The 25,186-nt window shown below is 48.9% G+C and carries 26 protein-coding genes and 1 pseudogene; 14 read left to right on the top strand and 13 right to left on the bottom strand.

Going from position 1 to position 25,186, the window contains the following annotated elements:
* Positions 1–3: 3 nt before the first annotated feature.
* The 6 genes from crcB (at position 4) to P4D80_RS12740 (ending at position 2,837) form a co-directional block, all read left to right on the top strand.
* Positions 4–456 carry a fluoride efflux transporter CrcB gene (crcB, locus tag P4D80_RS12715; protein ID WP_421654358.1) on the top strand — a complete coding sequence of 151 codons (453 nt, stop codon included), beginning with the start codon at positions 4–6 and terminating at the stop codon, positions 454–456.
* Positions 453–782 carry a DUF190 domain-containing protein gene (locus tag P4D80_RS12720; RefSeq protein ID WP_421654359.1) on the top strand — a complete coding sequence of 110 codons (330 nt, stop codon included), beginning with the start codon at positions 453–455 and terminating at the stop codon, positions 780–782. Before crcB ends, P4D80_RS12720 begins: the two co-directional genes overlap by 4 nt.
* A 148-nt stretch (positions 783–930) precedes the next feature.
* Positions 931–1,383 (top strand): beta-lactamase hydrolase domain-containing protein, encoded by a 453-nt coding sequence (locus P4D80_RS12725; protein ID WP_421654360.1) that lies wholly within the window; start codon positions 931–933, stop codon positions 1,381–1,383.
* Positions 1,384–1,476: 93 nt separating this feature from the next.
* Positions 1,477–1,716 carry a hypothetical protein gene (locus tag P4D80_RS12730; RefSeq protein ID WP_421654361.1) on the top strand — a complete coding sequence of 80 codons (240 nt, stop codon included), beginning with the start codon at positions 1,477–1,479 and terminating at the stop codon, positions 1,714–1,716.
* Positions 1,717–2,392: 676 nt separating this feature from the next.
* Positions 2,393–2,704, top strand: coding sequence for a DUF1810 domain-containing protein (locus P4D80_RS12735; protein WP_421654362.1), 312 nt, complete (start codon positions 2,393–2,395; stop codon positions 2,702–2,704).
* A gap of 1 nt (position 2,705) precedes the next feature.
* Positions 2,706–2,837: a DUF1810 family protein gene (locus P4D80_RS12740; RefSeq protein WP_421654363.1), complete on the top strand. Its 132-nt coding sequence runs from the start codon at positions 2,706–2,708 to the stop codon at positions 2,835–2,837.
* Positions 2,838–4,104: 1,267 nt separating this feature from the next.
* Here the strand turns inward: P4D80_RS12740 and P4D80_RS12745 are convergent.
* On the bottom strand, positions 4,105–4,983 hold the full coding sequence (locus P4D80_RS12745; RefSeq protein ID WP_421654364.1) for a restriction endonuclease: 879 nt from the start codon (positions 4,981–4,983) through the stop codon (positions 4,105–4,107).
* A 323-nt stretch (positions 4,984–5,306) separates the two neighbouring features.
* A complete protein-coding gene (locus tag P4D80_RS12750; protein WP_421654365.1) occupies positions 5,307–5,549 on the bottom strand; it encodes a hypothetical protein in 243 nt (80 codons plus the stop codon).
* Between P4D80_RS12750 and P4D80_RS12755 the strand changes: the two genes are divergently transcribed.
* The 3 genes and pseudogenes from P4D80_RS12755 to P4D80_RS12765 all read left to right on the top strand — a co-directional run bounded on the left by P4D80_RS12755 (position 5,540) and on the right by P4D80_RS12765 (position 7,039).
* Complete coding sequence (locus P4D80_RS12755; RefSeq protein WP_421654366.1) at positions 5,540–5,728, top strand: hypothetical protein; 189 nt, start codon at positions 5,540–5,542, stop codon at positions 5,726–5,728. The two genes, P4D80_RS12750 and P4D80_RS12755, sit on opposite strands and share 10 nt — an antisense overlap.
* A gap of 234 nt (positions 5,729–5,962) precedes the next feature.
* A complete protein-coding gene (locus P4D80_RS12760; protein ID WP_421654367.1) occupies positions 5,963–6,250 on the top strand; it encodes a phage integrase N-terminal SAM-like domain-containing protein in 288 nt (95 codons plus the stop codon).
* Between the two features lie 80 nt (positions 6,251–6,330).
* Positions 6,331–7,039, top strand: a pseudogene (locus P4D80_RS12765) (IS1 family transposase).
* 354 nt (positions 7,040–7,393) lie between these two features.
* Here P4D80_RS12765 and P4D80_RS12770 read toward each other — a convergent pair.
* The 9 genes from P4D80_RS12770 to P4D80_RS12810 all read right to left on the bottom strand — a co-directional run bounded on the left by P4D80_RS12770 (position 7,394) and on the right by P4D80_RS12810 (position 15,397).
* Positions 7,394–7,531: a hypothetical protein gene (locus tag P4D80_RS12770; protein WP_421654368.1), complete on the bottom strand. Its 138-nt coding sequence runs from the start codon at positions 7,529–7,531 to the stop codon at positions 7,394–7,396.
* Positions 7,532–7,534: 3 nt separating this feature from the next.
* A complete protein-coding gene (locus P4D80_RS12775) occupies positions 7,535–8,803 on the bottom strand; it encodes a hypothetical protein (RefSeq protein WP_421654369.1) in 1,269 nt (422 codons plus the stop codon).
* A gap of 12 nt (positions 8,804–8,815) precedes the next feature.
* Positions 8,816–11,623 (bottom strand): hypothetical protein, encoded by a 2,808-nt coding sequence (locus P4D80_RS12780; RefSeq protein ID WP_421654370.1) that lies wholly within the window; start codon positions 11,621–11,623, stop codon positions 8,816–8,818.
* A gap of 278 nt (positions 11,624–11,901) precedes the next feature.
* Positions 11,902–12,360, bottom strand: a complete 459-nt coding sequence (locus P4D80_RS12785) for a hypothetical protein (RefSeq protein ID WP_421654371.1) — start codon at positions 12,358–12,360, stop codon at positions 11,902–11,904.
* Positions 12,361–12,508: 148 nt separating this feature from the next.
* Positions 12,509–12,721: a hypothetical protein gene (locus P4D80_RS12790; RefSeq protein ID WP_421654372.1), complete on the bottom strand. Its 213-nt coding sequence runs from the start codon at positions 12,719–12,721 to the stop codon at positions 12,509–12,511.
* Between the two features lie 183 nt (positions 12,722–12,904).
* Positions 12,905–13,891 carry a homocysteine S-methyltransferase family protein gene (locus P4D80_RS12795; protein ID WP_421654373.1) on the bottom strand — a complete coding sequence of 329 codons (987 nt, stop codon included), beginning with the start codon at positions 13,889–13,891 and terminating at the stop codon, positions 12,905–12,907.
* 73 nt (positions 13,892–13,964) lie between these two features.
* On the bottom strand, positions 13,965–14,135 hold the full coding sequence (locus P4D80_RS12800; RefSeq protein ID WP_421654374.1) for a hypothetical protein: 171 nt from the start codon (positions 14,133–14,135) through the stop codon (positions 13,965–13,967).
* Positions 14,136–14,145: 10 nt separating this feature from the next.
* The gene (locus P4D80_RS12805; protein WP_421654375.1) at positions 14,146–14,748 is read right to left on the bottom strand and encodes a hypothetical protein; all 603 of its coding nucleotides are present in this window, start codon (positions 14,746–14,748) and stop codon (positions 14,146–14,148) included.
* A gap of 184 nt (positions 14,749–14,932) precedes the next feature.
* On the bottom strand, positions 14,933–15,397 hold the full coding sequence (locus tag P4D80_RS12810) for a hypothetical protein (RefSeq protein ID WP_421654376.1): 465 nt from the start codon (positions 15,395–15,397) through the stop codon (positions 14,933–14,935).
* A 275-nt stretch (positions 15,398–15,672) separates the two neighbouring features.
* Here P4D80_RS12810 and P4D80_RS12815 point away from each other — a divergent pair, with 275 nt between their 5' ends.
* A complete protein-coding gene (locus P4D80_RS12815; protein ID WP_421654377.1) occupies positions 15,673–18,765 on the top strand; it encodes a filamentous hemagglutinin N-terminal domain-containing protein in 3,093 nt (1,030 codons plus the stop codon).
* Positions 18,766–18,831: 66 nt separating this feature from the next.
* On the opposite strand, the gene P4D80_RS12820 is transcribed toward P4D80_RS12815, so the two are convergent.
* Positions 18,832–19,362, bottom strand: coding sequence for a hypothetical protein (locus P4D80_RS12820; protein ID WP_421654378.1), 531 nt, complete (start codon positions 19,360–19,362; stop codon positions 18,832–18,834).
* A 242-nt stretch (positions 19,363–19,604) separates the two neighbouring features.
* Between P4D80_RS12820 and P4D80_RS12825 the strand changes: the two genes are divergently transcribed.
* Entirely contained in the window at positions 19,605–22,238 is a 2,634-nt protein-coding gene (locus P4D80_RS12825; protein ID WP_421654379.1) for a CHAT domain-containing protein, read from the top strand.
* Here the strand turns inward: P4D80_RS12825 and P4D80_RS12830 are convergent.
* The gene (locus P4D80_RS12830; RefSeq protein ID WP_421654380.1) at positions 22,213–23,025 is read right to left on the bottom strand and encodes a DUF928 domain-containing protein; all 813 of its coding nucleotides are present in this window, start codon (positions 23,023–23,025) and stop codon (positions 22,213–22,215) included. The genes P4D80_RS12825 and P4D80_RS12830 overlap by 26 nt on opposite strands.
* 206 nt (positions 23,026–23,231) lie before the next feature.
* On the opposite strand from P4D80_RS12830, the gene P4D80_RS12835 reads away from it, so the two are divergent.
* The 3 genes from P4D80_RS12835 (at position 23,232) to P4D80_RS12845 (ending at position 25,186) form a co-directional block, all read left to right on the top strand.
* Positions 23,232–23,402: a hypothetical protein gene (locus P4D80_RS12835; protein ID WP_421654381.1), complete on the top strand. Its 171-nt coding sequence runs from the start codon at positions 23,232–23,234 to the stop codon at positions 23,400–23,402.
* A 36-nt stretch (positions 23,403–23,438) separates the two neighbouring features.
* Entirely contained in the window at positions 23,439–23,645 is a 207-nt protein-coding gene (locus tag P4D80_RS12840; RefSeq protein ID WP_421654382.1) for a hypothetical protein, read from the top strand.
* A gap of 158 nt (positions 23,646–23,803) precedes the next feature.
* Positions 23,804–25,186: an AAA-like domain-containing protein gene (locus P4D80_RS12845; RefSeq protein WP_421654383.1), complete on the top strand. Its 1,383-nt coding sequence runs from the start codon at positions 23,804–23,806 to the stop codon at positions 25,184–25,186.

Consider the following 25,186-nt stretch of genomic DNA (forward strand, 5'->3'; position numbering starts at 1 on the left):
CAGATGCCCAAGCAATCCCATCCATCTGGCAAAGGTTTAGCCGCTATTTTCTCTTTATTACGCACTCACAATCCTCAGATCAGGCTGCCGTTGGCAGTTAGCCTTGGGGCCATCGCGGGAGCCTTGTGTCGCTACTATCTCACCCTCGGCTGCAATCAATGGTTTGGAACGACCTTTCCCTACAGCACGTTATTGATAAACCTTTCAGGAGCATTCTTGATGGGCTTTTTCACCACGCTCGTCATTGAGCGAATCGAGGTGTCTCCGGATTTGCGTGTTTTGGTTGCAGTCGGCTTTTTAGGATCGTACACAACCTTCTCCACTTATGAACTGGATGCTGAAAAACTGCTTGCCAGTGGGCATTGGGAGATCACAGCATTGTATTGGGTTTGCACTGCCACTCTGGGAGTGCTGTGTTTGGAATTGGGAATTTTTTTAGCGAGGAGGCTACCATGAGCTATTGGGAAAAGCTAACAATCTATATTAACGAGAGCGATCAATGGCATGGTAAACCGCTTTTTACAGCACTGGTAGAAGAAGCTCGAAAGCAGGGACTTGCCGGAGCTACGGTGACTAGAGGCATAGAAGGATTTGGTGTTCGCCAGCACCACCGAATTCACACTGCGCGAATTATGGAGCTAGCGGATTTGCCAATCATAGTTACACTGATTGATCGAGAAGAGGCGATCGCCCAATTTCTTTCATCGGTGCAAGAAATGGTTGCAGTGGGGCTGGTTACTCAAGAGACGATTCGTGTTGTCTATCATGCCCCACAAACGTGAATCAGCAGTAGAGCAACCCTAGTTGAAGTAATCCTTCCTGATGCAAGGTCAACAATCCTACGAAAGTTAGATTGATCAGGTAATTGTCATCGATACCATATTACTAGTTGGTAGAATAGTTGATCAAGAATAGATTGAATCAGAATGAATGAATGACATTAAGTCAATCAACGACGATATTGCCATAGCAATGGGGCAACCAACCCCTGACGATCTGCAACAGGCGGCACAGGAAGGCTACAAGTCGGTCCTGAACTTGCGATCGCCCCAGGAAGAGGGGGCGCTGAGCGACGAACAGCAGCAGGCTGAAGCCGCCGGACTCCAGTATGTCAACTTACCTGTGCGTCCCGACGCGCTCAGTCAAGAGCAGACCGATCAAATCATGAACCAGATTGACCAGCTGCCCAAGCCGCTGTTGACCCACTGCAAAAGTGGACTGCGCTCCGGAGCAATGGCGCTGATGTATGCTGCCACCTGTGAAGGCTTGAGTGCTGAAGCTACTATGGAAAAGGGAAAACGAATGGGATTTGATTGCGAATCTAGTCCACAAATGAAGCAGTTCTTTCAGCAGTACGTTTTAGAACGCACAAACGCAAACTAGCGCTGCAATGCTCGCCAAACAATCTTTCTACAAAGAGCATGGCGTTTTAGAAATGTTCTTTACGACCCTGATTCCCATGACTTTTGGGGACTGGTGCGGAGCCGTGCTAATCAAGATTTTTTGCCAATTACTGCCATCAACTTTCCCTGGACTTCTCCAACTTTGGGGATCCGGTTTGAACTGGCTGAAGACGGGTTAATGGTATTTTATCCAGATGGTGAACTGTTCAAAAATCCTGATGCATTCATTGAAGAACGTGATCGGATAAAAGAAGAGCGCGATCGGGCCTTTGCCAGGCTCCGAGAACTGGTCATTGATCCAGAACAGCTTTGAGCCAATTAGGGTTAACTACTCCAGTGGTGATTTTGGCGTGTCTCATTTCAGAAAATGGTTGTCCATCGTGTCTATCTCCGTGAGCCGAATAAATCGGACTGTCCTGCCCTGCTTGATCGGATTAATTTCACATAGTTTTAAGCGTAATCAGTTTGTTCCGGGGTGGTACCCAAATCGTAATGGTTTTTGAGTAGATAATGATGTACAGCGCTAGCCACACATCATTACCTTGCTAGCCCTCTCAACTGGACTCCGCAGTTTCCAGAGTTCATCCGCCTCGCTTGTATCTTTGAAAGCAGGAAAAGTACGGTCGTGAATCAGAGAAATGTGGGCTCATAACTTACCAAGATTTTCAGGTTTGATTGACTCAAATCTGAAGACAGGCAAATGAAGGTCGTCTGGCAATTGTTACAAATTTTCCCACACTACTTTGATGCACTACCGAGTACCGTAGTATAAAAAAAGTGTAGCAACAGTATGTCTGTTCTACTGAGTTACTAAGATAGATACACAGAATTTTGCTGTATATCCAGCCCATTTGGGGGAGATATCCAGCAAGGCTGCTGTTGATCTACCAGTTTTGGGGAAATATACAGTAGGCAATCTGTTTATCTACCCTATAGGGGGAGATATACTGATAAAGTTTGTATAATAAATTGTTCGCCAGAAACCTTTGATGCACAACACACACACTAACGACCATTTTGATCTCGCTCGTTTCGTTCTGGCCCAGGACGGTACCTTTCATACCGCATTGTCGGAGATCAAGAGCGGGCGTAAAGCGTCACACTGGATGTGGTACATCTTCCCTCAGCTTCGCGGTCTGGGTCACAGTTCGATGGCCAAGAAATACGGCATCACGGGTTTAGATGAGGCCTATGCTTATCTCACACATGATGTGCTTGGGCCACGCCTGATCACAATTTGCGATGCCGCGCTGGCCGTCGACGGACGATCTGCAACTGAGATTTTTTGGCACACCGGATGACATGAAGCTCCGATCTTGCGCGACGCTTTTTGCTCAGGTTTCAAATGCCAATTCCGTATTCCAAAAGATCATTGACAAGTACTTTGATGGAAAGAGTGATCGACGAACTCTTGAGTTACTGAATCAAAACTGATTACACCGCTGCCAGCCGACCTGTTCTGCCGAAGAATGGCGAACCAAGTGGTGCACCCGAGCCCGCGAGCCGAGCGCTTTGGGATGGACAATCGTCCGCGCGGGCCGGGTGACCACAAGCGTTAGGCAGCTCAAGTTACCTGTTGAGGCACAAACGGGGAGTTGCCTGTTGAATACACAGGCTGTAACCAGCACAAAATTATCCAGAAAAAATTTATTCTGGTTTAACGGATAAAGGAATCGAGTAGCCCTCTCCCAAAATGTGTGCGACGAACCCTGTGCGAGCATAGAAAGCGCGAGAGGTGCTTCCGTGACCTTGCCCCTTTGTTCTTGGCTGCACAAGTTTGCCCATTTTGCCGCTAAGACTTGAAAATCCTTGAGTTCTTATTGTTTCTCGAACAAGGTTGTAGTCCGCATTCGTGCTCTCACAGGTGGGGCAATGCACAGGTTCAAGTACCGTCGTAGTTGTTTGGGAGAATTTAACGGGTTCGAGTGCTCCTATTCTCCCTGATTCCTATCCCCATGTCTAGAACATTACTGTCTTCCCTAACTCTAGAAAGAAGCGATTCCCATATAACCTCATCCCCGATAGTAATTTTACCGTCTGATGTAAGTGGATTGCCTAAAAGCTTCCTTTGGTAAGCCTTATTAATCAAAGCGTCTGTCAGAACTATATTTGTAGTGGAAGGGTGATTAAAGATTGCATCAAACTTTTGAGCGACAGGATCTTCATTACGCTTTTTTGCAGTCTCTAACTTCTGGATCACTAGTTGAGATTTTTCTCGAGCCTCTTTACACTTTGTGGTGAGGTCATTGAACTCAGGTAAATGTTTAATTAAAGAGGTGCAAAAAGGATTGAACTTAACAGAATCCTGAAAATTTACAGAATCCTAAAAATTTTTAATGAGTTTATTTAGTACCCCTATACAATTGCGATGAAACTCATTGATCGTTTGAGATGTGGTAACTAGATATTGAGAATATTTTCCAATTTCATCAAGAATATTAATTGGATCATTTGAGGATTGGTAAAACCCAATGAATATATTTGTGTCTATGTAAATTTTCACCATACAGAATTTTCACTATGGAAGACTTTTGTTCTAGTACTACATACACTTCAATTTTTTTCTTAAAGAAAGTCCTTTCTGGACAGAGAGTATTTGGTTACCTAACGGTTCGGGTCAGCGGTTGTCGAGAACTTTGCATCTCACCCAAGCGGCTTCGGTCAATCCGCTGCACCCGAATTGTTAGACACCGCCAACTCTCTACGACTGAAACTCTTGGAAAAAGTGATGATCAACATCATAGGTTGTACGGGGAGTTAACCCAAGCTCTAAACGCTCAAACATATCAAGCAGTTTTTCGCCATGCACTAACTCAATAGGGGGTACACCATCGCGCACAGCTTCTTTTTGAGCATCTGATGTAAACGTCCCAGTTGTGAGAATAATTCCCTTATCTGCACGCCCCATCATTGCTCCACGAAAGTCCCTAACTTGTGATACTGTTACTAACCCTGTGTACCGTTTGCATTGAAACAAAACCTTAAAACTGACAAATGGGTTGACTTGTAGAATGCCTTGTCCGTCAATCCCACCATCACCCGATCGCCCTGTAACAACAACCTGTTCAAACCCAGACTCTCGCAATAGTCGCTGGCATAAACGCTCAAAACCAGAGGGTGGAAGGGATGTCAATATTTCAAGCAATTTTTTACGGTATGAAGAATCATCATTAACTACTGTATCGTTTGGCGCGATCGTTTCTCCGATTGTCTCTTCAGGTTGTGATTCTACTGCATCAGAATCTCGTTCTCCCTGAAACTCTGAATGGACTTGTTTGAAAATATTGAAAGCTTCATCATAGGACAACGACTCGATCGCTCTCCCTTTGTCACTAAAACTCCAAACACCTCGCCTTGAGGAGTCGACTAGCCCAGCCTTAACCAGATAAAACCTTGCCCACGCCACTTCGTTATCAAAACGTGGCGCACCCCCATCCAGTAAATCAGTTCTCTCTTGCTCAGAGATATTCAATTGCCTTGCAATTACATCTCTTACCTCTACAGGACGACCTGAACCACCCAATTCTTTCAGAGCTTCAATCACTGGTGAAAAGAACCGAACAAATTTAGGTCCGCCCATGTGTTGCCTCAGAATGATCAACGAAACCTATGATGCCCACAGATAAGCTTTAAGTACCGCCCCAACAGGAAACTTGAGGTGTCTAACAATTTATTAGACAAACTTTATCAGTATATCTCCCCCTATAGGGTAAATAAACAGATTGCCTACTGTATATTTCCCCAAAACTGGTAGATCAACAGCAGCCTTGCTGGATATCTCCCTCAAATAGGCTGGATATACAGCAAAATTCTGTGTATCTATCTTATTAGGTCACTTCACACGCCATGCCTTCAGCCACGCACAGCAGACTGATTAACGTGCTTCGCGAGGTTCGCGAGTTTCTAGCTCGTCCCGGAAATGATTTTGTCTGGTCTTCTTGGAATAGTCGCGACGATGCTTTGCGGCAGATGGACAGCTTCATCACTCGTATCGAGACGGGCGATATGCCGACACGGATGGACCTCACCTTGTTGTTCGCGCCGACTGGGAACATTCAAGAGGTTGCTCAGAGCAGCGGTTGGGGGCGTGAGTTTCTGGCGTTGGCGCAGAGCTTCGACTCTGCTATTGAGAGTGTATGACGACATGGCCTAACAAGGGCGCCGCAGCGAACCGCCGCCCCGCTTTTCAGTCGGACGGTTCGGGTAATGTGGCAGCGACTGTTGCAGCCGACCGGGCGTTTCCGGCGGCGGTCGCTGAGCTTGGTCGGCAACTCAGTAGAACAGATATACTGTTACTGCACTTTTTATACTACGGTACTCGGTAGTGCATCAAAGCAGTGTGGGAAAATTTGTAACAATTACCAGACGACCTTCATTTGCCTGTCTTCAGATTTGAGTCAATCAAACCTGAAAACTTTGGTAAGTTATGATCCCACATTTCTCTGATTCACGACCCGAGAATCTTTCCCCATATTTTCAGAGCCCTTACGGAGGTGATTGTATGTACCTTTAAATACAAAGTACATTTACCCGTTTCCTATGCAGCCACCGCCTAAAAATTGCTGGATCAGCTGCGGGATGCGATTCGTCTCAAGCACTATGCCTACCGCACGGAAGAAACCTACATGCAGTGGATTCGTCGTTACATCCTGTTTCACAATAAGCGCCATCCGAAAGCGATGAGCAACGCTGAAATTGAAGCATTTCTCACCCATCTAGCCGTCGAGGGGCAGGTTTCAGCTTCAACCCAGAATCAAGCTCTCAGTGCCTTGCTGTTTCTCTATCGGGAAGTACTCAAACTTGACATAGCAGACATTAAGGCCGTTCGAGCAAAACGACCTCAGTAGACCTGTTGGGAAATAAGGGATAATGGTAGTACTCAACATGTAATGATATGAGGAGTAGAGAAGTTCACTCAAGTCTTGCTATGCTTGCCTGTCCTAGTTGCACCTCTGTGCAAACCGTCAAAAATGGTCGCATCCACAACGGTAAATAACGGTTCAAATGCCACGATTGCGGGCGACAGTTTATCGAACAACCGACGAAAAAAGTGATTGATCAAGCCACGCGAGAGTTGATTGACCGCTTGCTGCTCGAACGCTTCTCCCTGGTGGACGCCGCTTGTGCTGTTCAGGTCTCAGAGCAGTGGTTGCAAACCTGCGTCAACGAGCAATCTACCAACGTGCCACGAGCGGTGCGGGTCACGCCCAAAAAAGAGGCGTTTAACGATTCAATCCGACGAGCTGTGGTCGTTTGTGGAGAACAAAAGCAACAAGCAGTGGGTGTGGTTGGTATTGGATGCAGACACTCGTGAGATTGTGGGAGTTTATGTTGGAGCAAGGGATGAAGCGGCAGCCCATCAGCTCTGGATATCTCTGCCTGTGGTTTACCGTCAATGCGCCGTTGCCTATACTGACTTTTGGGCAGCTTATGGTGCTGTTCTACCAAGCAAACGAGATCGGGCGATCGGCAAGGAAACGGGCAAAACCAGTTACATTGAGCGATTCAACAATACCTTAAGGCAAAGGGTATCTCGTTTAGTCTGCAAAACCTTGTCTTTTTCCAATTCGTTAGATAATCACATTGGAGCGATCTGGTATTTCATCCACTACTACAATACTTCATTATTTCTGTAGCATTACCAGGGTGGGGATGCTCGATTGTCAGATGCGCTCCAGCACTTGAAACTATGAATGCCATTCTAGATGACCTGGAAAAACACCTCGTCAGGCAGGGGGAGTAGAGGTGTGAGGGGGTAGGGCGAAAGGTGAACTGGAAAAAACTTTTGATGGGGGTGATTCACGTCCTGGCATCATAGAACCTCGAAAAATACTTCGTCAACACTTCCACCTTATTGACCCAGACACTTTATAGCGGTAGTCATTGTGGTTAGGACGGGGTGCAGGGGTGGAACCCCTGGTTGGGGGCGAGGCCCCCACTCCCTGTCTAATTTCAATGTCCTAACGCACCTGCGTAGAGCTATAAAGGCGTTAATCACCATCGATCGCTCCCAGTTGCTTGAGGGTGGATCGCTGTGCTTCTGTAATTCCAGTTGCCCGCAGGATACTGGTTCTCTCGTAGGGAAGGGGCGATCGCAATTGTGCACATTTGTCCTTACAATCATTCACTGCTTATCGTGGTTGCAGTTGGAATTTGCGCCAATCTGATTGCAAAATAACTGTGCCAGTTTCAGCGATCGCCAGCACTCGCCACTGAAGCATCTTACCTGCATTCTCTTGCAGCCAGGGAGGAGCTAAATAACTGGTCGTTTCACGATTCAGTATTGCTGATAGAAGTAAGAGGTCATTATTGACTTCAGCAATTTCCAGTTTAAAGGCTGTGGCATTGGGAACGTTTTGCCAGCGAAAGGTGATGGGTTGAGTCGGGGTTAATTGAGCGTTGGCAGCGGGTTGGAGCAACCCCAGAGTTTTCAAGGTCGTTGTTGCTGCTACGGAAGTAGCATTGGGGCTGACATAGTACCGCAACACCGGCATGGGAAACCCCGCCACCCCGCCACTATTGACCGTACCTACCCCAGTAAACGAATTGCCTTCACGGTCATCCGTTGCCTCAATCCGTAACAGAATCAGGTGGAGGCCCGCTGTCTGTTGCGGCAGTCGGGTTGGGTCGGGTCCGGGCAAAGTCACTTCACCCGTCGGTGGCAGGAAATGCTCAAAGGGCTCGACCAGAGTATAGCGCCGTTGCAATCCTCGCTGCTCAATCGGGAGAGTTGCTTCTGTCAATAAGTCTTGCGAGGTAGGCGGTGGATCACCGGGTAAGACCACTTCCCAGCGTCCCTTGAGTCGGCCTGACCCATTGTAACGGATGTTGGCCTGGAGCATAGGCGGTTCCTGTCCCTGGGGCACCACCTGAATGATGGAATTGAATGGAGTCTGGCTAGAACCAGCACGGCCCACGAACTCCAGGCGTACCTGGGTGAGCGCCAGGGGAACTCGTGCCCCCCCTCCGGCCAGGCGACAGGTGACAGCGACAAATTCATCCGGTCCACCCGTCCGGCTGACAAAGCGGCGGACGTAGAAAAACTCAGAAGAATTTCCTCGTAGGGCATCCTGATAAGCCCGGCGAGCGACTGAGGCGGGAATCGTCATGATATCAGTAAGATTGTTTCTGCCGCTCCGCCTGGCCAGATTACTACGCACGGGTAAGCGCCCAAAGATGGTACCGGGAACACAGGACTGGTCAGCGTTGATGGCCCCACACCAGAGGGCTTCTGCTGGGCGTTGATCGGCATCCAACCCAAAGAAGGTGAGAAATACCGTGGTTGGCCCAAAGGTCCGTACGTTCACCCCACGGGGACTGACATTCACGGCCTGGGCGTTGAACGAGAACAGAAGTGTGAAGGCACTGGTCAATAAAGCAGAAAGGGCCACGAATCGCATGATGGTTCCTCCTCAAAAACTGATACTCAGACCGGCGTTGATGACTTGAAGCGTGGAATCGGTGGAAAAACCAAAGACGTTGTCGCGGTTCAAGTTGGATTGACGGCTATAGCGAATGAAGGCACTGCCCGGAAATTGAGTTCCAGATCCCGAAAAGATTGTGAAGCGCCAGGTCAAAATGGCTTCCAGACCAATGGCCCGAGTAAAGGACTGGTTACGCGAGTCGCGATCGCTAGTGAAGTTGTAGTTGAGGGCGAGGGTCAAATTTTTCAGGAACTCCCAGCTTAGGCCAACCGTCGGACTGGAATTGAAGCGCGTGATGCCCTCTTCTTTACTTTCAGCACTGGACCAGTTATAGCCCAGGGTGAGCTGAAATTGGGGCGATGGTTGCCAGCTAAAGGAGAGCTGATGACTGAGATTGAGGAAATCGGCATTCTCGCGACTGGGCTGGCGATTGTCTTGAAAGGAACTGGAAAATTGATAGCTCAAACTCAATTCATCAAACAACCACTGCACTCCAAATTGATGTTGCTGATTAATTTGGTTTGGAATTTCAGTCGGATCAAAGCCCGATAGGTCTGGGATGGGTACGTTTGCGCCTACCTGCTGGACCCGCTGATAGGAGTAATTCAACACCGGTAAAAAGCGACTGGTTGAACCCAGAACATTCTGAAAAGGCACATTCACATTCAGCGTAGTGTTGCGCGTTTTCGTTTTGAGGATGGTGGGCACATTGGCCAGGTTATCTTCCAGCCATTCCTGCTGAAACTGAATGCTGGCTCCACTGATGCTGGCATTGAAACCCACCACTGTTCGCATCTGGTCGGCTGTAACGGTGGCTCCCAGACTTTGAAATTGTGGATCAATGCGTTCATAACGACCATTGAGGGTGAGGGAAAGGGTCCGATTGCCGCCCAGGTTGACGTCTTTCAGCACGTCATAGCTGACATCAGCATAGAAGGCAGATTTGGTAACTGGTTTGACGGGCACGATCTGGATTTCCGGGGTGCCGTTTGTCTCTTCAATAAATTCCTCTGGGATAGGGCTTTCGACAATCGGTGCTTCAACAATCGGTGCTTCAACAATCGGTGCTTCAACAATCGGTTGTTCGACAGGTAATGGATCAATAGGTGGATCAAGTGGCGGTTCAACAATCGGTTGTTCAAGAATGGGTTGTTCAATAATCGGTTCCCCAACAAAGGGTTCTTCGATAAAAGGTGCTTCTTCAAACTCGTCAGCGACCAACTCATCGACTCCAGCACCGGCATCAATGAGTTGACGATCGGGCGGATTGGTAAAGGTGCTGCGAGCATAGCCGACATCCATCCGCAACCGACCAGAATTATCTGTACCAAACAGGCGAAAGCCAAAGCCACGGCTCTTTTCAGCATCCACCACTTCTCCGACGTTAAAGTCTCCAATCGGTTTACGTTTGCCGTCCATCACTGTTGCTTCCAGACGAATGCCGCCAAAGTCATTTTTGATCAATTGAAAGCCCAGCGTGGCTGCCGTGATGTTATTGCTGAAATCGTTCAAACCAAAGAAATTGTCAAACCCCACCAGACTGGTGGCATTCATACTGTTGATGGAGAGGTCGATGCGATCGCTCAGGTTCACCTTAAAGGTGACCCCACGACTGCAAACGTTACTGAGCAGAAAGGGATGGTTGCCATAACACAGGTGTCCCATGGCAAACTCGACAGGACCCCATTTGGCATTAATCTGATACTCACTCAAGTCAAATCGGGGGGCGTTTTCTCCCAATTCTGCAAACCGCAATGCTTCTGGTTGAAACGTGACTCCCAGGGTGCTGAAGCGGCTTTGTAGATTAAAGGTGCCCCGACTGATTTCGGCTTCAAACCCTGCTTCAACGGTGGCATCGGTAAAGGTGGGTCGCTCCGAGGGGGGGGCATTACCCGATGTCTGCTCCAAAAATTGCGACTTCACAGTCACGTTCATTCGTGGTTTGAAAGTGATAGTGAAGTCTGAACTGGGTGTTTCGGGTTGGGCTTGAATTGGGTCGGGTGCAGGCGATTGAGGTTGGAGGGGGGGCTGAGGCTGAAATGAATTACTCAGGTCGGCTGCTGAGGTGCTGGGTTTCGATGGAATTGAGTCGGATTGAGTGGTTTTTTTCGGAGGTTCTTGAGCAGGTTTTTGAGTGGGTTGAGACGGTTCTGGTTGGGGTTGGTTTGATCCATTTGTCACGGGTTTGTCGAGGTCTGGTAAGGATGCCTCAGGTTGTTCAGGGGGTTGAGATGGATCGGTGGATTGCCTATCGGTGGGTTCTACGGTTGGGGGCTGTTGTTGTTCGGCAGGTGTGGCTGCATCGGGTTGTTTTGATTCAGATGGAAGGTTGGGTTGGATTAAACCATCGGACTGTTTTTGCGGAGCCACACTGAGGGGGAATTGGGCAATTTCTTGCCATTGATTGTCCTTGACCAGATAAACTGTGACCTGGGTTGCGCCGGATGGCAGTGGAAAAAGACCGGGTTGGTAAATCAATTCTGTCCCAACTAGACGGAATTGAGAGGTGACATCGGTGCGCCCAATGAAAATGGTCAGTTTACCTTCTTCCTCAGCTGGCAACCGATCCAACGTCAATCGAATTTCATCCGTTGGTTGAACGATGACCTTCTCATTAAAATTAGATGGCTGAATTTTGACTTGTGCCGCTGCCAGTTGAGCATACAAACAAGCCAGGGGAGCTAGTAATAGACTAAGGATTCCTCGTGTTAATAATTTCATTTCACTAACTCCCGAACCAGCAAAATTTGCAGCACAATCTGTTAGCGATCGCAACCAATCGATCACTCGCAGCATCACCTACTTGAATGGTTTGTGACAGCTGTCGCCAGGTTGCTTAGGACATTGGCTTTAAAGGGGGTGGGGGGGCTTCACCTCCAGCCAGGGGTTCTACCTCTGCACCCCGTCCTAAGCCTAGTGGCTATCGCTATAAATCCTGCTCAGGTTACTGATGAATAGTTATTGGTCATTAGTTATGACCAATGAAGTTATGAGCAATGATCTGTGACTCATGACTAATAAAAATGCCTGACAGCCAACAGCAAATGACAATGTCTGAATAACCTGTCTAAAAATCATTGAATACTTGCAATCTCAACCGAATAATTGGCCTCGCGTCTGGGAATTCCATCGTTCACTTCAATGATGTAAGCTCCAGGCTGGAAGGTTGCGATCGCAGTCTCTCTGGCGGGCTTATAGACCATGATTTGTTCACCCGCTGTAATCTGGCGATCGCGATTTTTGTCTGTCCAGACACGAAGTTGAGTCGTTGGTTGATTACTGTCCAGAGAAAGAACTACCGTTTGTGGCTTCATCACAACTACCTGATACAGGTCAGCCGGATCAATATCCTGATCCAGGAAACCACCAACCACACCGTTCAGAAATAAGCTATCACCTTTATTTAACCGCCCAATTTCTTGAGCAAAAGTATCATTGAATTCTTGATCGAAAATTTTATGCTTAGCAGCATCCACAGGAATGGAATAATACAGTGTACCTAAAGTAGATACAATCACTAAAGTAGTTATCATTTGGTGTTTCAACATAAATCATTTACTTCATGCTTGTTTAGATGCGAAAGTAAGTAGTCAGGTGCAATTAAATGAAGGATAATTTTGAAGACGCAACCCCCACTCCCCCCTTTACAATTCTCCCCCCTTTACAATTAATGATGGCTATCTACCTATCTCTGGAATGCCTGTGAGCTGCGTCATGTTTGAGTCGAGCAAAACCAGCAAAATCAGGCAAATTGGGTCCTTCACGAAAAGTGAGTGTGGTTTCAATGTCGCCATAAATCCACATGACAAACAGCCATTTGGCTTTTGATTTGTGCCAGTTACCCCCCAGGAGGTGCCCAAATTTCTGAGGCACAGAGGGGATAGAATCTTTCATGATGAACTCCGAGTGAGTGTAGCTGTCGCCAGGTTGCTTGGGACATTAGCTTTAAGGGGGGTGCTTCGTCCCCAGCCAGGGGTTCCACCCCTGCACCCAGTCCTAACCATAATGACTACCGCTATACGTTGCATAGAATTGATCTCGGATAAATCAGATTTGCTGACAAAAATTGCAGACTCGTTAGACGCGCTGCATCAAAGATTGCTGTGAAAGATGCATCCAGAAGACGGGCAAGCAGGCTTTGCAGATGGCTTCGATGTGGCGATCATCAGTACCACAGCAGCCCCCCAGCACATTCAAATTCTTTAATGTGTCTTTCAGCTCACGGTACTGATTGCCCAGTTCTTCTGGATTGCCGTCATCTAATGTTTCTGACTCATTCAATTCAGCATGACTTTTGGCAGAAGCATTGGCGCGAATACCCCGAATCCGCTCTATCCAGGGTTCGCCCGCCACGAGTACGCTGGCAAAATGGGTGGGATGAGCGCAATTGATCATGTAGTAGGCAGGTGCATTGTTGGTAACCGCATCAACCTGAGCGATCGCATCTTTCAAGCTCTGACCTGTAGGTAATCTACCGTCAGTCTCTACAGTAAAGGAAATCACGACTGGCATCTCACTGGCCTGGGCGGCCTGGACAATCCCGATCGCTTCCTCCACATAATTCATCGTAATTGCCGTTACCAGGTCAGCCTCGGCATCACGGAAGGTATTAATTTGAGCCTGGTGATAGTGTCGTGCTTCATCCACGCTCATAGCATTGGCTGGAATATAGCCATCACCACGGGGGCCAATGCAGCCACTGATCACCATTCGGCACTGTTCTGTTTCAAATTCATTGCGAATGTCGTGCAAGAGTGCGATCGCCATCCGATTCATCTCCGCTAATGCTGTACTGGAATATCCCAACCTTGTGCCCCAATCGGGATTTGCTCGCCAGGTTGCACTTTCCAGGATCAGACCAACCTGATAGTTTCTAGCGAGGCTGGCATAGGTGCGGAAGTATTTTTGCAATACTCGATAACCTGCTTCATGCCTCAACAAATCAAAGGCTGCAAAATCAGGTAGATCAAGTCCTTCCCGAAAGATGAGTGTGGTTTCAATGCCACCATCCGTAATAAACAAATCACTCGATAATTGCGGCAAATTATGTTTGTATTGTGCCATTGTTCTTCTCCATTGATTAACTATGTTGATGCAATACTTTAACAAAAAGTCACTTCTAATATTTCGCCAACTCCTAACTGTTGCCATTTTTAAGAAAACTCTTGCAAGTGCGATCGCACTCATTGCATCGCTGTCGGGGTAAGCGCAGGCACAGGTACACCGCGTTATACACTCCATCCAATCCTGTTTGCCAGACTACTGGCTGAATCGAATTCGCATAACCATTACCTGAAATATTAGTCACGGATTCTGTATTACTTCACCTGACAATTGGTGCCTGCGACCGGGCAACTGGGTTCCTGGGGTAGTTGTGGACTGGTAACCGTTGTATCTTTGTGGGTAACGATGAAGGTAATTTCTACCCCGTGTTTGTCTTTATCTCCCTTGACGGCGATCGCCTGACCTTTTGTACCCAGTTTCCGACCATCAGGACCATAGATTGACCCCGTACTTGGCTCGTAATTCAGCGTCAGCACATCCTGACCAGGAAGAGGATTGATATCAGCAATATCATCACTGTTAGGAAAGGTATCGCTGTCCATCAATTTCAAACTGATGGGAACTTTAGTTTTAGAAAGAGAGACTTTGGTCGCAACTGAGTGGTTGAAAGTCGGCTCCATTTTGTCGCTGACTACTTTACTCTTGGGCAACTGCCGCCCATCAATGGTCGGAATCACATAAAAATCAGGAGCGAAATACTGAATGATGCCCTGATCAAAAGAATCTACCCATTTTGTAGATGCTTTAACTACAGTCATATTCACGGTTCTTTCCAGCGTTTGCGCCGAAAGAGGAGATGCCAGCGCACTCAGGATAGAAATAGCCGTAAAGCCAATAGCAAATTGTTGACGATTCATTGTTGATAATCTCCTTAGATTGAGTCATACAGCCATTTTGAAATTGAGTCACGAAATATAGCGATAGCCACCAGGCTTAGGACTGGGTGCAGGGGTGAAACCTCTGGCTGGGGACGAAGCACCCCTTTAAAGCCAATGTCCTAAGCAACCTGGCGACAGCTATACATCAGAGGACATTAGCTATTTAGCTTTGAGGGGTAATGATCGAAGTCCCATAGCTGAATGAACCCTGGGCAAATGGAGTCCGAAAGACTTCTAATCGGTAGGTGCCGGGTTGCAAAACCATATCAATCGGTTGAGCGGGTTTCTTATTGGCAATCAGCGTCGTAGTTTTATACAAACGCAATTCTGCACTGCCAGCCTTTGCGCCACCTCCCAGCGCGAACACATATCTGCCAGCCTTAGAAATTCGGAAGCGATAGTTATCGACCAGATCAATCTGTCCATCGCTCTGCCGGTTTCCCAGCGAACCGTTTACAGTATAGATAGTATTGGGTTTCAGGGTTCCAATCCACTGAGGGGTTTGCCGGCTATTGTTTTCTCGGTCAGTAATCGTTACTCGAGTTGGTGTTGCTTCAGCAAATTGAGAAATGAGCAAACTGAATGCAGAGAAGGTTGCCAGACCAATTGCCGTTACTTGGCGTTTCATGATTTGTAGTCTCCTTACAGATTGAGTTAACTAGAATGGATAGATCTGGATGTTCCAGTTCATGCACTAGGCTTATTTGTATTGTTCTATCAATTAATTATCAATTGATAGAACAATGCATTGACTAACTCTGAACAGTATCAGTATCAGAATTTTTTTATTCCAATAGTTGAGATGAATTCAGGACTTATTTAGAGCTTCGACTTCAAATTTTTCATTCACTATTCAGGCAAATTCAGCTAAATTGAGGTCAGATTAGTTGGGTATTAATACCAATGGTTACCTGGTATGGAAAACTGCTTCAAAACTCTTTCCTCAACGGTGCATCCGGTAGGCAGGTAGCACTCTTGTTGATTGTAGTAACCCGTTGTTTTCATTCCCACTCCGCCCTGGCGCAGATCACACCTGATACAACCTGGGGGAGCGAAAATTCCGTGATAGTATCTGGAACCGTCGGTGGACAACCGGCCATTCAAATTGGGGGTGGCGCAATTCGTAATGCTAATCTGTTTCACAGTTTCCAGAATTTCAATGTTGCAGACGGACAGCGTGTGTATTTTATTAATCCTGCTGGCATTCAGACGATCCTGGCTCGTATCACAGGCAATACCCCGTCTAATATTCTGGGTACTCTGGGAGTCGATGGTGCGGCGTCTTTGTTTTTGATCAATCCGAATGGTTTCCTGTTTGGTCCAGGCAGTCGATTAGACGTGCGTGGCTCCTTCATTACGACGACTGCGCATGAAGTTCAGTTTGGCAACCAGGGTATATTCCGTGTCTCCGATCCCCAGGCTCCTCCCTTACTTACGGTCAATCCCTCTGCTCTGTGGTTTAGTCAAATGGCGGCTCAACCAATCGTTCATCGTTCTACAGCGGATGGTGTCGGGCTACAAATAGCGGCGGAACAGAGTGTATTGTTTGTGGGCGGCGACGTGCAGCTTGAGGGCGGGCGAATTCTGGCACCTGGAGCGCGGGTGGAACTTGCTGGGGTTGCCAGCCAGGGAGTGATTCCACTCCAGGTCCAGAATAATCAATGGCAACTTAGTTTCCCCGGTAGTGTTGATCGCGCCAATGTCACACTGACGAATGGTGCTCAGATCAATGTGCGATCGCAGAGTGGCGGTGATATCATCGTCAACGCGAAGAACTTCACCATGACTGGATCAGACACCCAACTGCTGGCTGGCATTGAAACAGGACTGGGGTTCCCTGGAACACAGGCTGGCAATATTGAAATTCATGCAACTGAATTGGCTAGTTTAAATGCCAGCCTGATTGATAATTCGGTGCTGGCAAGTACTACTGGTCAGGGTGGAAATATCCAACTGACGGCGAACTCACTCTCCCTGCTTAATGGTGCCCAATTCACTACTAGGCTGGCAGGACAGGGAAATGCTGGAAAGATTATTATCCAAGCTCAAGATACTGTTTGGCTGGATGGAATTGGTAGACGAGGTTCCAGTAGTCTGCGCAGTGTTGTGGAACCCGATGCAATTGGGAACAGTGGGGAGATTATGGTTACTACGCGATCGCTGGTTGCCCAGAATGGTGGATCATTAGCTAGCTTCACCCGTGGACGCGGCAATGCAGGCAATATCAGCCTTGATGTTCAAGATACAGCTTCCTTCCTGGGAGTCCAGCCCAGCCCATTTAACCTCGGAAGTTTCACGAGCGGAATTTTCACCGCAGCGCGTAACTTTGGCAATGGAGGAGAAATCAGGATAACCACTGGCTCCCTCCTGGTGCGAGATGGTGCAAGACTTAATAGCAGCACCTTTGGGCAGGGCAGGGCAGGCAGCATAATCATCGCTGCCCGTGACACGGTTTTGTTAGATGGCGTTAGCAATACTCTTCTGCCGGTCAATAGTGGCATATTCAGTGCTGTTGAGTTTTCCAGAGCAGTTGGTCGTGGAGGAGACATTACCATTTCAACCACCAACCTGTTCGTCAGAAATGGAGCGAACATCAGGTCTGGTTCTAATGGAACAGGTAACTCAGGCAATGTCACTATTGTGGCGCGTGAACTCGCCGCCTGGGATGGAGCGGTAGGCGAGTTTGTCAGTTCGGCAGATACAGCTGTAGAGAGCGATCGCTTCGGGCGCGCCACAGGGAATGGAGGAGACCTGCGAGTCACCGCCAGAAATATTTCTTTCACCAATGGAGCGCGTCTGAATGCATCCCTGGTTAATGCAGATGGCAGAGCAGGCAATATCTTTGTCCAGGCAACAGATCGTGTGACTCTTTCAGGATTTGCCTCAGGGACGGGGAATCCCAGTGGTTTTGGCACCTTTACCGCCGGAAACACAACTGGGGATGGGGGCAACATTTTTGTTAAGGCCAATACCCTGAGGCTCGCTAATGGAGCATTGATTAATGCCCAATCCCTCAGTAATGGGCAAGGTGGAACAATTACAGTGAACACAGGGCAACTGCTGGTACAGGATGGTGGGCAAATTACTGCAGAAGGCCGAAGTGCTGGAGCAGCAGGCGCGATCGCCATCACCACTGGTTCCTTAAAACTGTTGGATCAGGGACGGATCACGGCTGAAACCACCAGTTCTACAGGCGGCGATATTAGTCTGGACGTACAGGATGTTCTGTTACTGCGTCGCAACAGTTTAATTTCGGCAACAGCAGGGACGGCTGCCGCTGGTGGTGATGGTGGCAACATTCGCATCAATGCTCGCTTTATCGTCTCCAATCCTGACGAAAACAGTGACATTACTGCCAATGCTTTTTCTGGTCGAGGTGGGCAGGTTAAAATTGACACCCTGGGAATTTTCGGGTTTGTGCCCCGCACCCGCCTGGATCTGGAGCGGGCCCTGCAAACCACTGACCCGACTCGCCTCAATCCACAACAGTTGCCCAGTAATGATGTGACTGCTATTTCCCAAACCAGTCCGTCGTTGAGTGGGATTGTTGCCATTACCACTCCCAATTTAGATCCAACCCAATCCCTGACTCAATTACCCAATGCTCCCGTTGATGCGTCCCGTTTAATTAACCAGCAACTCTGTTCGGCAACTCAAGGCAACCAGTTTCTCATCATCGGGCGGGGTGGACTGCCCGATTCTCCTGTAGCAATGCTGAGTCCCACCGTTGGATGGGAAGATTGGCGCATGGCAGAGAGGGAGGGACAGGAGGTGCGATCGCTCCAACCCACTGCAAAAGCCCCTGAATTACTGGTACGTCAACCAGAGCGAATTGTTGAGGCCCAGGGTTGGCTCCGGGCAGGGGATGGCTCCATCTGGCTCACCGCAACCCCAGTAACGGTGACCCCCTCTTTATCCTGGAGCGATTTTCTAAATTTGCTGGGCTGCCATCCATTCGATCGGAACCTGTTACCTGCACCGAAAAAAACTGGATAGGGTATACACAGATGAGCAAAGCACATTTTCACTGGATTGGAAGACCCATTGCTAGACCCTTTCAGGTTACCGTTGATTGACAAATAGAAGGCTATAGCCTGGAAATCCGTTTACATTAGGTGATTTAAACACCTGAACCAGATATTCACCCGATTGATGCGCCTTGATAGACTGCCTCGATTGAATAGTGCCAACAAAAAAATCTGCGGGGCTGAAAGTACTGCTACCGTCGTTGTCTCGATAGACTTTAGCAACCAGGTGGGAAGCCGATTGAAGCCGAACAGTCAGTGAACCATGATCCAGGACATTCACACTGTACTGATCCAATCGATCGCTGGTTGTTCTGAAATTCCCAATAACTTCAATCATTTGATTCAGGCGAATCTTCCCCAATTTTTGACCCCGTTCATCATTGGGTTCCCGCTCAGAAATCGTAGCATTCACAATCCGTGAAGCTGAAAACCCATTCAGAAAAAATGTGATGATCAGAGTGAAGGCAAAAAATTGGCGGTTCACGGCAAATAATCTCTGGATCAGTTGTTTATACCTGTTTTCCATGCATCCATTGGATTCCTTGATGGTTTGCTGATTGCTCATAACCGGGCTCCAGCCTGGTAATCTCGGAAAGAAGCTCTCACTTCTGATTGCATCCGGGAAGCCAGAGCCTCCCTGGATGAGGTTTTTAAGCCGGAGCTTAACAACGAGGCGGAATGATCGATTGCAAATCAGTTGCTATCTTTCAGTATCTGGAATGATTCAACGGTGTAGTTGAGATAAACTCAGGATCACTGAACAATCAATTTCAGGATAACTACTAGCTGAGGGTGAATCAGGTTGGAATGCAGCAATTGGTTCGGTTTCTGGCGATCGCAGCCCTTACCAGTCTAGTTATTCTGGGCATCCAGGCTGTTCCGCCAGTGGGGGCAGAATCACCTCCGGCCATGCTGGTACAACGGGGGAAACAACACTACAATGCGGGACAGTTTGCCGAAGCGATATCGGTATTGCAGCAGGCTGCCAGTGCCTATGCTGCGGTGGGAGATGGCTTAAGGCAGGCGCAAACCCTGGCATTTCTGTCGCTGGCGCAGCAAAAATTGGGACAATGGCAGGCAGCCAAAGCAGCGATCGAAACCAGTCTGCAACTGCTGAAGAGTCAGCCAGGGGCTGAACTAGTATGGGCACAGGTGTTGAATGCAAAGGGGCACTGGCAACGGGCAACGGGCGATCTGGAGGCCGCCCTGGAAACCTGGCAGACAGTTCAGTCCCTGTATGCCCGTGCAGGAGATACGGTTGGCAGCCTTGGGAGCCAGATTAACCAGATTCAGGCATTGCAAATGCTTGGTTTTTATCGACGGGCACAGCAGGTTCTGGAGCGGCTGGAACAACAATTGTTGCCGTTGTCCGATCCTGATTTGAAACTTGCCGGGTTGCATACCCTGGGTAATCTGAGTCGGCAGGTAGGAGAACTGGAGCAGGCAAAACAGCAATTGCAGGCTGCCCTAGCCGTTGCCAGATCGCGCTCCTCCGCAGAGGATGAAAGCAAAATTTTGATCAGCCTTGGTAACACAGAAAAAACGCTGGCTGGTCGGTTTGTTGATTGGGAAGATCCCGCTGGAGCCGAACGACATATCCAGGCTGCCCTGGCTTACTATCAGCAAGCCATTGCGATCGCCCCCACACCTCTGACCCGGATTCAGGCACGATTGAATGCCCTCGGTTTGCAACTGGAAACCAATCCGTCTAATCCTTTACCAACCGCCGCAATCGCCGAGATCGGCGCTGAAATGGAACGGCTACCTGCCAGCCGAGCCGCGATCGACGGGCAGGTACACTTTGCCCACCGGCTACTACCCTTCAGCCAGCAACCAGCGATTGCAGAGCAGATGGCTGCTGTGCTCCATAGAGCGGTGCGTCAGGCAGAACAATTGCAAGATCCACGTGCCATTTCCAATGCTCTGGGGATGCTGGGTGCTTTCTATGAGCGCAGAGCAGATTGGAGTCGGGCAGAAATGACAACCCAACGAGCACTTCAACTGGCTCAGGCCATTGGGGCGGCGGATCTGTCCTACCAGTGGCAATGGCAACTGGGGCGGTTGCACCAGGCACAGAAGGGTGCTGACAATATAAAATCCATTGCCAGTCCCGCTGCGATCGCCTACTACCGCGAAGCACTGCAAACTCTGACTACCTTGCGGAGCGACCTGGTAGCACTCTCACCCGAAATCCAGTTTTCGTTTCGGGAACAGGTAGAACCGGTCTACCGGGAGTATGTTGACCTGTTATTGCGGGCAGACCAGCCCACGGTTGCCAATCTCATCGCTGCCCGCACGACCATCGAAGCGCTGCAACTGGCGGAACTGGACAATTTCTTCCGGGATGCCTGCGCCCGTCCACAAATGGTCAATATTGATGACCTGGACCCCACTGCGGCGATCGTGTATCCGATCTTGCTCCCGGATCGTCTGGAAGTGATTGTGAAATTGCCGGGTCAGAATCATCTGCGTCATGCCCGTCAGCCTGGCATTTCTGAAGCTCAGGTGGATCGGGCAGTTACCCAATTGCAGCGATCGCTGCGACGGCGCAGCACCAGCCCCAGTCAAATCAAGCGAGAAGCCCGTCAGTTGTATGATTGGTTACTCAAACCGTTTGCAGCGGATCTAAATGCAACGGGTAACCAGCCTGTTATCAAAACGCTGGTGTTTGTCCTGGATGGTTCCCTGCGCAATATTCCACCCTCGGTACTGTTTGATGGAGAACGGTATTTGATCGAACGTTATGCAATCGCTGTCACTCCCGGTTTGCAACTGCTCGATCCAAAACCTCGGCCTCAGTGGCAGGCATTAAATGCACTAATTGCAGGAGCAACCAATGCACCCAGCTTTCAACAGGAAAAATTAGCTGTGCTGGAGCATGTGGCGCTTGAACTGGCAGGGATCGAGCAACAGGTGAGCCGCAGCCACAAGCTGGAGAATCAACAATTTGTTAAAGCCAATATTCAAGCCGAGATCAATGCCCAGAGATTTAACATTGTCCACATCGCCACCCACGGCCAGTTCAGTTCCAATCCAGAGCAGACCTTCATTCTGGACTGGCTGGGTCGGATTCAGGTGAAAGATTTGGATACCCTGTTTCGGCGGGATGATCTGTCCAACTTGCGCCCGATTGAACTGTTGATTTTGAGTGCCTGTGAGACAGCAACAGGAGATCAGCGGGCAGCCCTGGGGCTAGCGGGGGCTGCCATTCGCGCTGGGGCACGTAGCACTCTGGCGACCCTATTTCAGGTTAATGATGTCTCCACCGCAGAACTGATGGTGCGTTTCTATCAGCAGCTAAACGATCCCACTCAGACCAAAGCCGAAGCCTTACGGCGAGCGCAACTCAGCTTTTTATACGATCAGGAAAATGGCACCCGTTCCGAATTATCCCGCCCTTACTTCTGGTCCCCTTTCATTTTGGTGGGGAACTGGTTATGACACTACCAGTAATTGCTTCATGAGCGATCAACCTCAACCAATCGTTGCGATCGCTGAATAATTCAATCCAGGCTTGTCTGGCTTCATGGTTGTGGGGCTGCTTCAGGCGCAGATGAGCCAGTTCAGTCAGCGTATCAAACCACAGGCCATGACGGGCATAGCTGGCAGCTCGCTGCAACGGGGTTTTGGCGTTACCCAAATCCTCTGCCAGGGTTGCCGACATGGCAACTCGTTTGACAATTCCCGTGACCGATACTGAAGTTGAATTGCGAGATGGCTTTCGACTGGGGCAGTTGATGTCCACGTACCAGCGGTACTCCTTACCAGGCTGCAAAGGGGCTACGCTGTTGGGCAGCACAATGCTGACAATACCCGGAGAAGGGGGCAGTTGAAATGGAGCGCGGTACACCTCCTCTTCGCCCTCCTGGAGTGAAAATTCTCCCGAAGTGGTTTCATCAGGAGCGTAGGGAACGTAGACCCAGAAGGTGGGATGCCCACTCACAGTTTGTTCCAGCCCCTGCCCCCCTGCCAGCAGCGTCAACGGTTTTGTGGTGCTGAGGCAGTCCCCCCGGCTTCCCGTTCCCACCGTGCCGCGAGGGGTACCGCGATTCGGCGGGTCCTTTAAATTGCTCAACGCAAACTGGATCAACTTCGGCTCAGTGGAAACTCCAGCAGAGTTTTGGGGAGCTGCCAGAAGTGACAAAGGATCACTGAAAGAACCTGCGATCGATAATGCAATAACCAGAACAGCATTCGGCTTTCGTTGAAACCATCGTAACTGGATCATAAACTGACCCTCCGTAGTGGGAAAAATGTTCTTTTGCCCTTCGATGGGTTGAGTACTCAATTGAACAATAAGGAATCATCGAGAAGAAATCGGGAAGGTGTAATGCCAATTCTTGAAAGTTGGGCTACACATGGGGGGCGAGGGAGCGTTGCCCCTCGTGGGAGACAAAGTCCCCCACACCCCCTTACCCACTATCTGTAGAAGCTATGATTCTTTGCGATGCAGGTGTTTTGCTCTGTCTGGTCGATCGCACCCAACTTCAACACAAAGCCTACCGAAGCGTAGTAATGCAACTTGCCCCGCCTCTCCTCCCAACCTGGTCTTGCCTGATGATAGCCATGTATCTGGCGCCTTACCGGGGCAGATGGACGATGTAAAAACAGTTGGGGCAACTGCTTTTGGAAAAACTGCTTATGGTTTACGAAATTCAGGAGAAGGATTACGTTCGTTTGTTGGAGTTGATGGAAAAATATCACGACCAACCAATGGACTTCGCAGATGCAACACTTATTCTGATGGCTGAGAAGACAGGCAATCGGCAAATCCTCACTCTCGATTCGGACTTTTTGTTCTACCGTATTGGAAATCAGGAAACTTTTGATGTTATTCGAGTTGAGTGACCAGGCTGATGCCCACGCAAAGCTGAAAGATCCCTCCATCCCATAGCTCAATTTCAGTTAAATTCAGGTCAATTCAGTTTTTTGATTCCAGGCAATTTTTTCAAAAGGAGCGTTTGTATAATCAAAGGCAGCCTTCACAACTGACATTGGCGAAATTGATGATGAACTTTGATTTCAAAGATGCTGTAAGAGTTGCTAATCAAGCCCTGTTTGAGCAGGAAAAGCGAAACCTGACAGATGTGGAAATCATTGTGCTGGAAGGAGCCTGGAATCGGTTGGAGTACGATCAGATTGCAGCCAGAAATCAATATGCCACCAGTTATCTAAGCCAGGACGTTGCACCTAAATTGTGGAAACTGTTGTCTGATGCTCTGGGTGAAAAAGTCAAGAAAAGTAATTTCAAAGAAGCTCTTAAACGCCGTTGGGAAGGAGAACTCAACCCCATTGATAAAAGCACGACAACACCCGATCGCTCCACTCCTGAGCAAGCATCTGCGGAAATAATCAACCCGCGTGATAGGTCGTCTGCGGCAGATTTCTATATTGAGCGCCCTGCGATCGAAGCCGTTTGTTACGATGCCTTGCTACAATCAGGGGCGTTAATCCGGATCAAAGCACCCAGACTAATGGGGAAAACAACTCTGATCAACTGGGTTCTGAACCGAATCAGTAGGGTCGGATTTCGCATCGTGAATCTGAGCCTGGAACTGGCTGATCGCCGCACCCACCTGACCCACCTGGACAGGTTTCTGCGCTGGTTGTGCTTAAATCTTAGTCGTGAGTTGGGGCTACCAAACCAGCTCGAAAACTATTGGGATGAGGCAGGCATGGGCAGCAAAGTCAGTTGTACAACCTACGTGGAAGAATACCTGTTGGGACAGGACGACAGCCCTCTGGTGCTGTGTCTGGACAATGTTGATCTGCTCTTTCCCTACCCGGAGGTCTATGAAGACTTTTTTGGCTTGTTGCGTTCCTGGTATGAAAAGGCAAGAAGTCGGCAGTCCTGGAAAAAGCTACGCCTGATAATCAGCCATGCCACCGATGTTTACATTCGCCTCAACATCAACCAGTCCCCTTTCAACGTAGGCTTGCCAATCGACCTGCCTGAATTCACTCCGGAGCAAGCTCAACAGTTCGCACAACACTATGGGCTGAACTGGGTAACCGGGGCACAAACCATTACCAATGAATTGTCTCTGCTCATGCAAATGGTTGGTGGACATCCCTATCTGCTGGAGCAAGCCTTCTCCCATCTCAGAGGTCATACAGAGGTTTCCCTGTCCCAGTTGCTTCAGGATGCGCCTACGGATGCTGGCATCTACAGTAACCATCTGCGGGAGCACTGGATGACCCTGCAACAACACCCTGAACTGGCAAATGCATTAAAGCAAATCGTCAACTCCCCACAACCTGTGCCATTGGAACCCATGCAAGTTTACCAATTACAAAGCATGGGGTTAGTCATTGTCTCTGGAGCAGGAGTGGCACCCCGTTGTCATCTCTATCGCCAATACTTTCGCACTCGGCTGGGAGCAGGTTGA

The organism is Leptothermofonsia sp. ETS-13 (assembly GCF_049200465.1).
GTDB lineage: Bacteria > Cyanobacteriota > Cyanobacteriia > Leptolyngbyales > Leptolyngbyaceae > Leptothermofonsia.

Coding starts and splice junctions, on each gene's coding strand:
- P4D80_RS12845 (WP_421654383.1), top strand. CDS start 23,804: ATGATGAACTTTGATTTCAAAGATGCTGTAAGAGTTGCTAATCAAGCC.
- P4D80_RS12745 (WP_421654364.1), bottom strand. CDS start 4,983: ATGGGCGGACCTAAATTTGTTCGGTTCTTTTCACCAGTGATTGAAGCT.
- P4D80_RS12780 (WP_421654370.1), bottom strand. CDS start 11,623: ATGCTGCGAGTGATCGATTGGTTGCGATCGCTAACAGATTGTGCTGCA.
- P4D80_RS12775 (WP_421654369.1), bottom strand. CDS start 8,803: ATGCGATTCGTGGCCCTTTCTGCTTTATTGACCAGTGCCTTCACACTT.
- P4D80_RS12835 (WP_421654381.1), top strand. CDS start 23,232: ATGATTCTTTGCGATGCAGGTGTTTTGCTCTGTCTGGTCGATCGCACC.
- P4D80_RS12735 (WP_421654362.1), top strand. CDS start 2,393: ATGCACAACACACACACTAACGACCATTTTGATCTCGCTCGTTTCGTT.
- P4D80_RS12820 (WP_421654378.1), bottom strand. CDS start 19,362: ATGAGCAATCAGCAAACCATCAAGGAATCCAATGGATGCATGGAAAAC.
- P4D80_RS12785 (WP_421654371.1), bottom strand. CDS start 12,360: ATGATAACTACTTTAGTGATTGTATCTACTTTAGGTACACTGTATTAT.
- P4D80_RS12830 (WP_421654380.1), bottom strand. CDS start 23,025: ATGATCCAGTTACGATGGTTTCAACGAAAGCCGAATGCTGTTCTGGTT.
- P4D80_RS12740 (WP_421654363.1), top strand. CDS start 2,706: ATGAAGCTCCGATCTTGCGCGACGCTTTTTGCTCAGGTTTCAAATGCC.
- crcB (WP_421654358.1), top strand. CDS start 4: ATGCCCAAGCAATCCCATCCATCTGGCAAAGGTTTAGCCGCTATTTTC.
- P4D80_RS12840 (WP_421654382.1), top strand. CDS start 23,439: ATGGTTTACGAAATTCAGGAGAAGGATTACGTTCGTTTGTTGGAGTTG.
- P4D80_RS12790 (WP_421654372.1), bottom strand. CDS start 12,721: ATGAAAGATTCTATCCCCTCTGTGCCTCAGAAATTTGGGCACCTCCTG.
- P4D80_RS12755 (WP_421654366.1), top strand. CDS start 5,540: ATGACGACATGGCCTAACAAGGGCGCCGCAGCGAACCGCCGCCCCGCT.
- P4D80_RS12720 (WP_421654359.1), top strand. CDS start 453: ATGAGCTATTGGGAAAAGCTAACAATCTATATTAACGAGAGCGATCAA.
- P4D80_RS12805 (WP_421654375.1), bottom strand. CDS start 14,748: ATGAATCGTCAACAATTTGCTATTGGCTTTACGGCTATTTCTATCCTG.
- P4D80_RS12795 (WP_421654373.1), bottom strand. CDS start 13,891: ATGGCACAATACAAACATAATTTGCCGCAATTATCGAGTGATTTGTTT.
- P4D80_RS12725 (WP_421654360.1), top strand. CDS start 931: ATGAATGACATTAAGTCAATCAACGACGATATTGCCATAGCAATGGGG.
- P4D80_RS12750 (WP_421654365.1), bottom strand. CDS start 5,549: ATGTCGTCATACACTCTCAATAGCAGAGTCGAAGCTCTGCGCCAACGC.
- P4D80_RS12815 (WP_421654377.1), top strand. CDS start 15,673: ATGGTTACCTGGTATGGAAAACTGCTTCAAAACTCTTTCCTCAACGGT.
- P4D80_RS12810 (WP_421654376.1), bottom strand. CDS start 15,397: ATGAAACGCCAAGTAACGGCAATTGGTCTGGCAACCTTCTCTGCATTC.
- P4D80_RS12825 (WP_421654379.1), top strand. CDS start 19,605: ATGCAGCAATTGGTTCGGTTTCTGGCGATCGCAGCCCTTACCAGTCTA.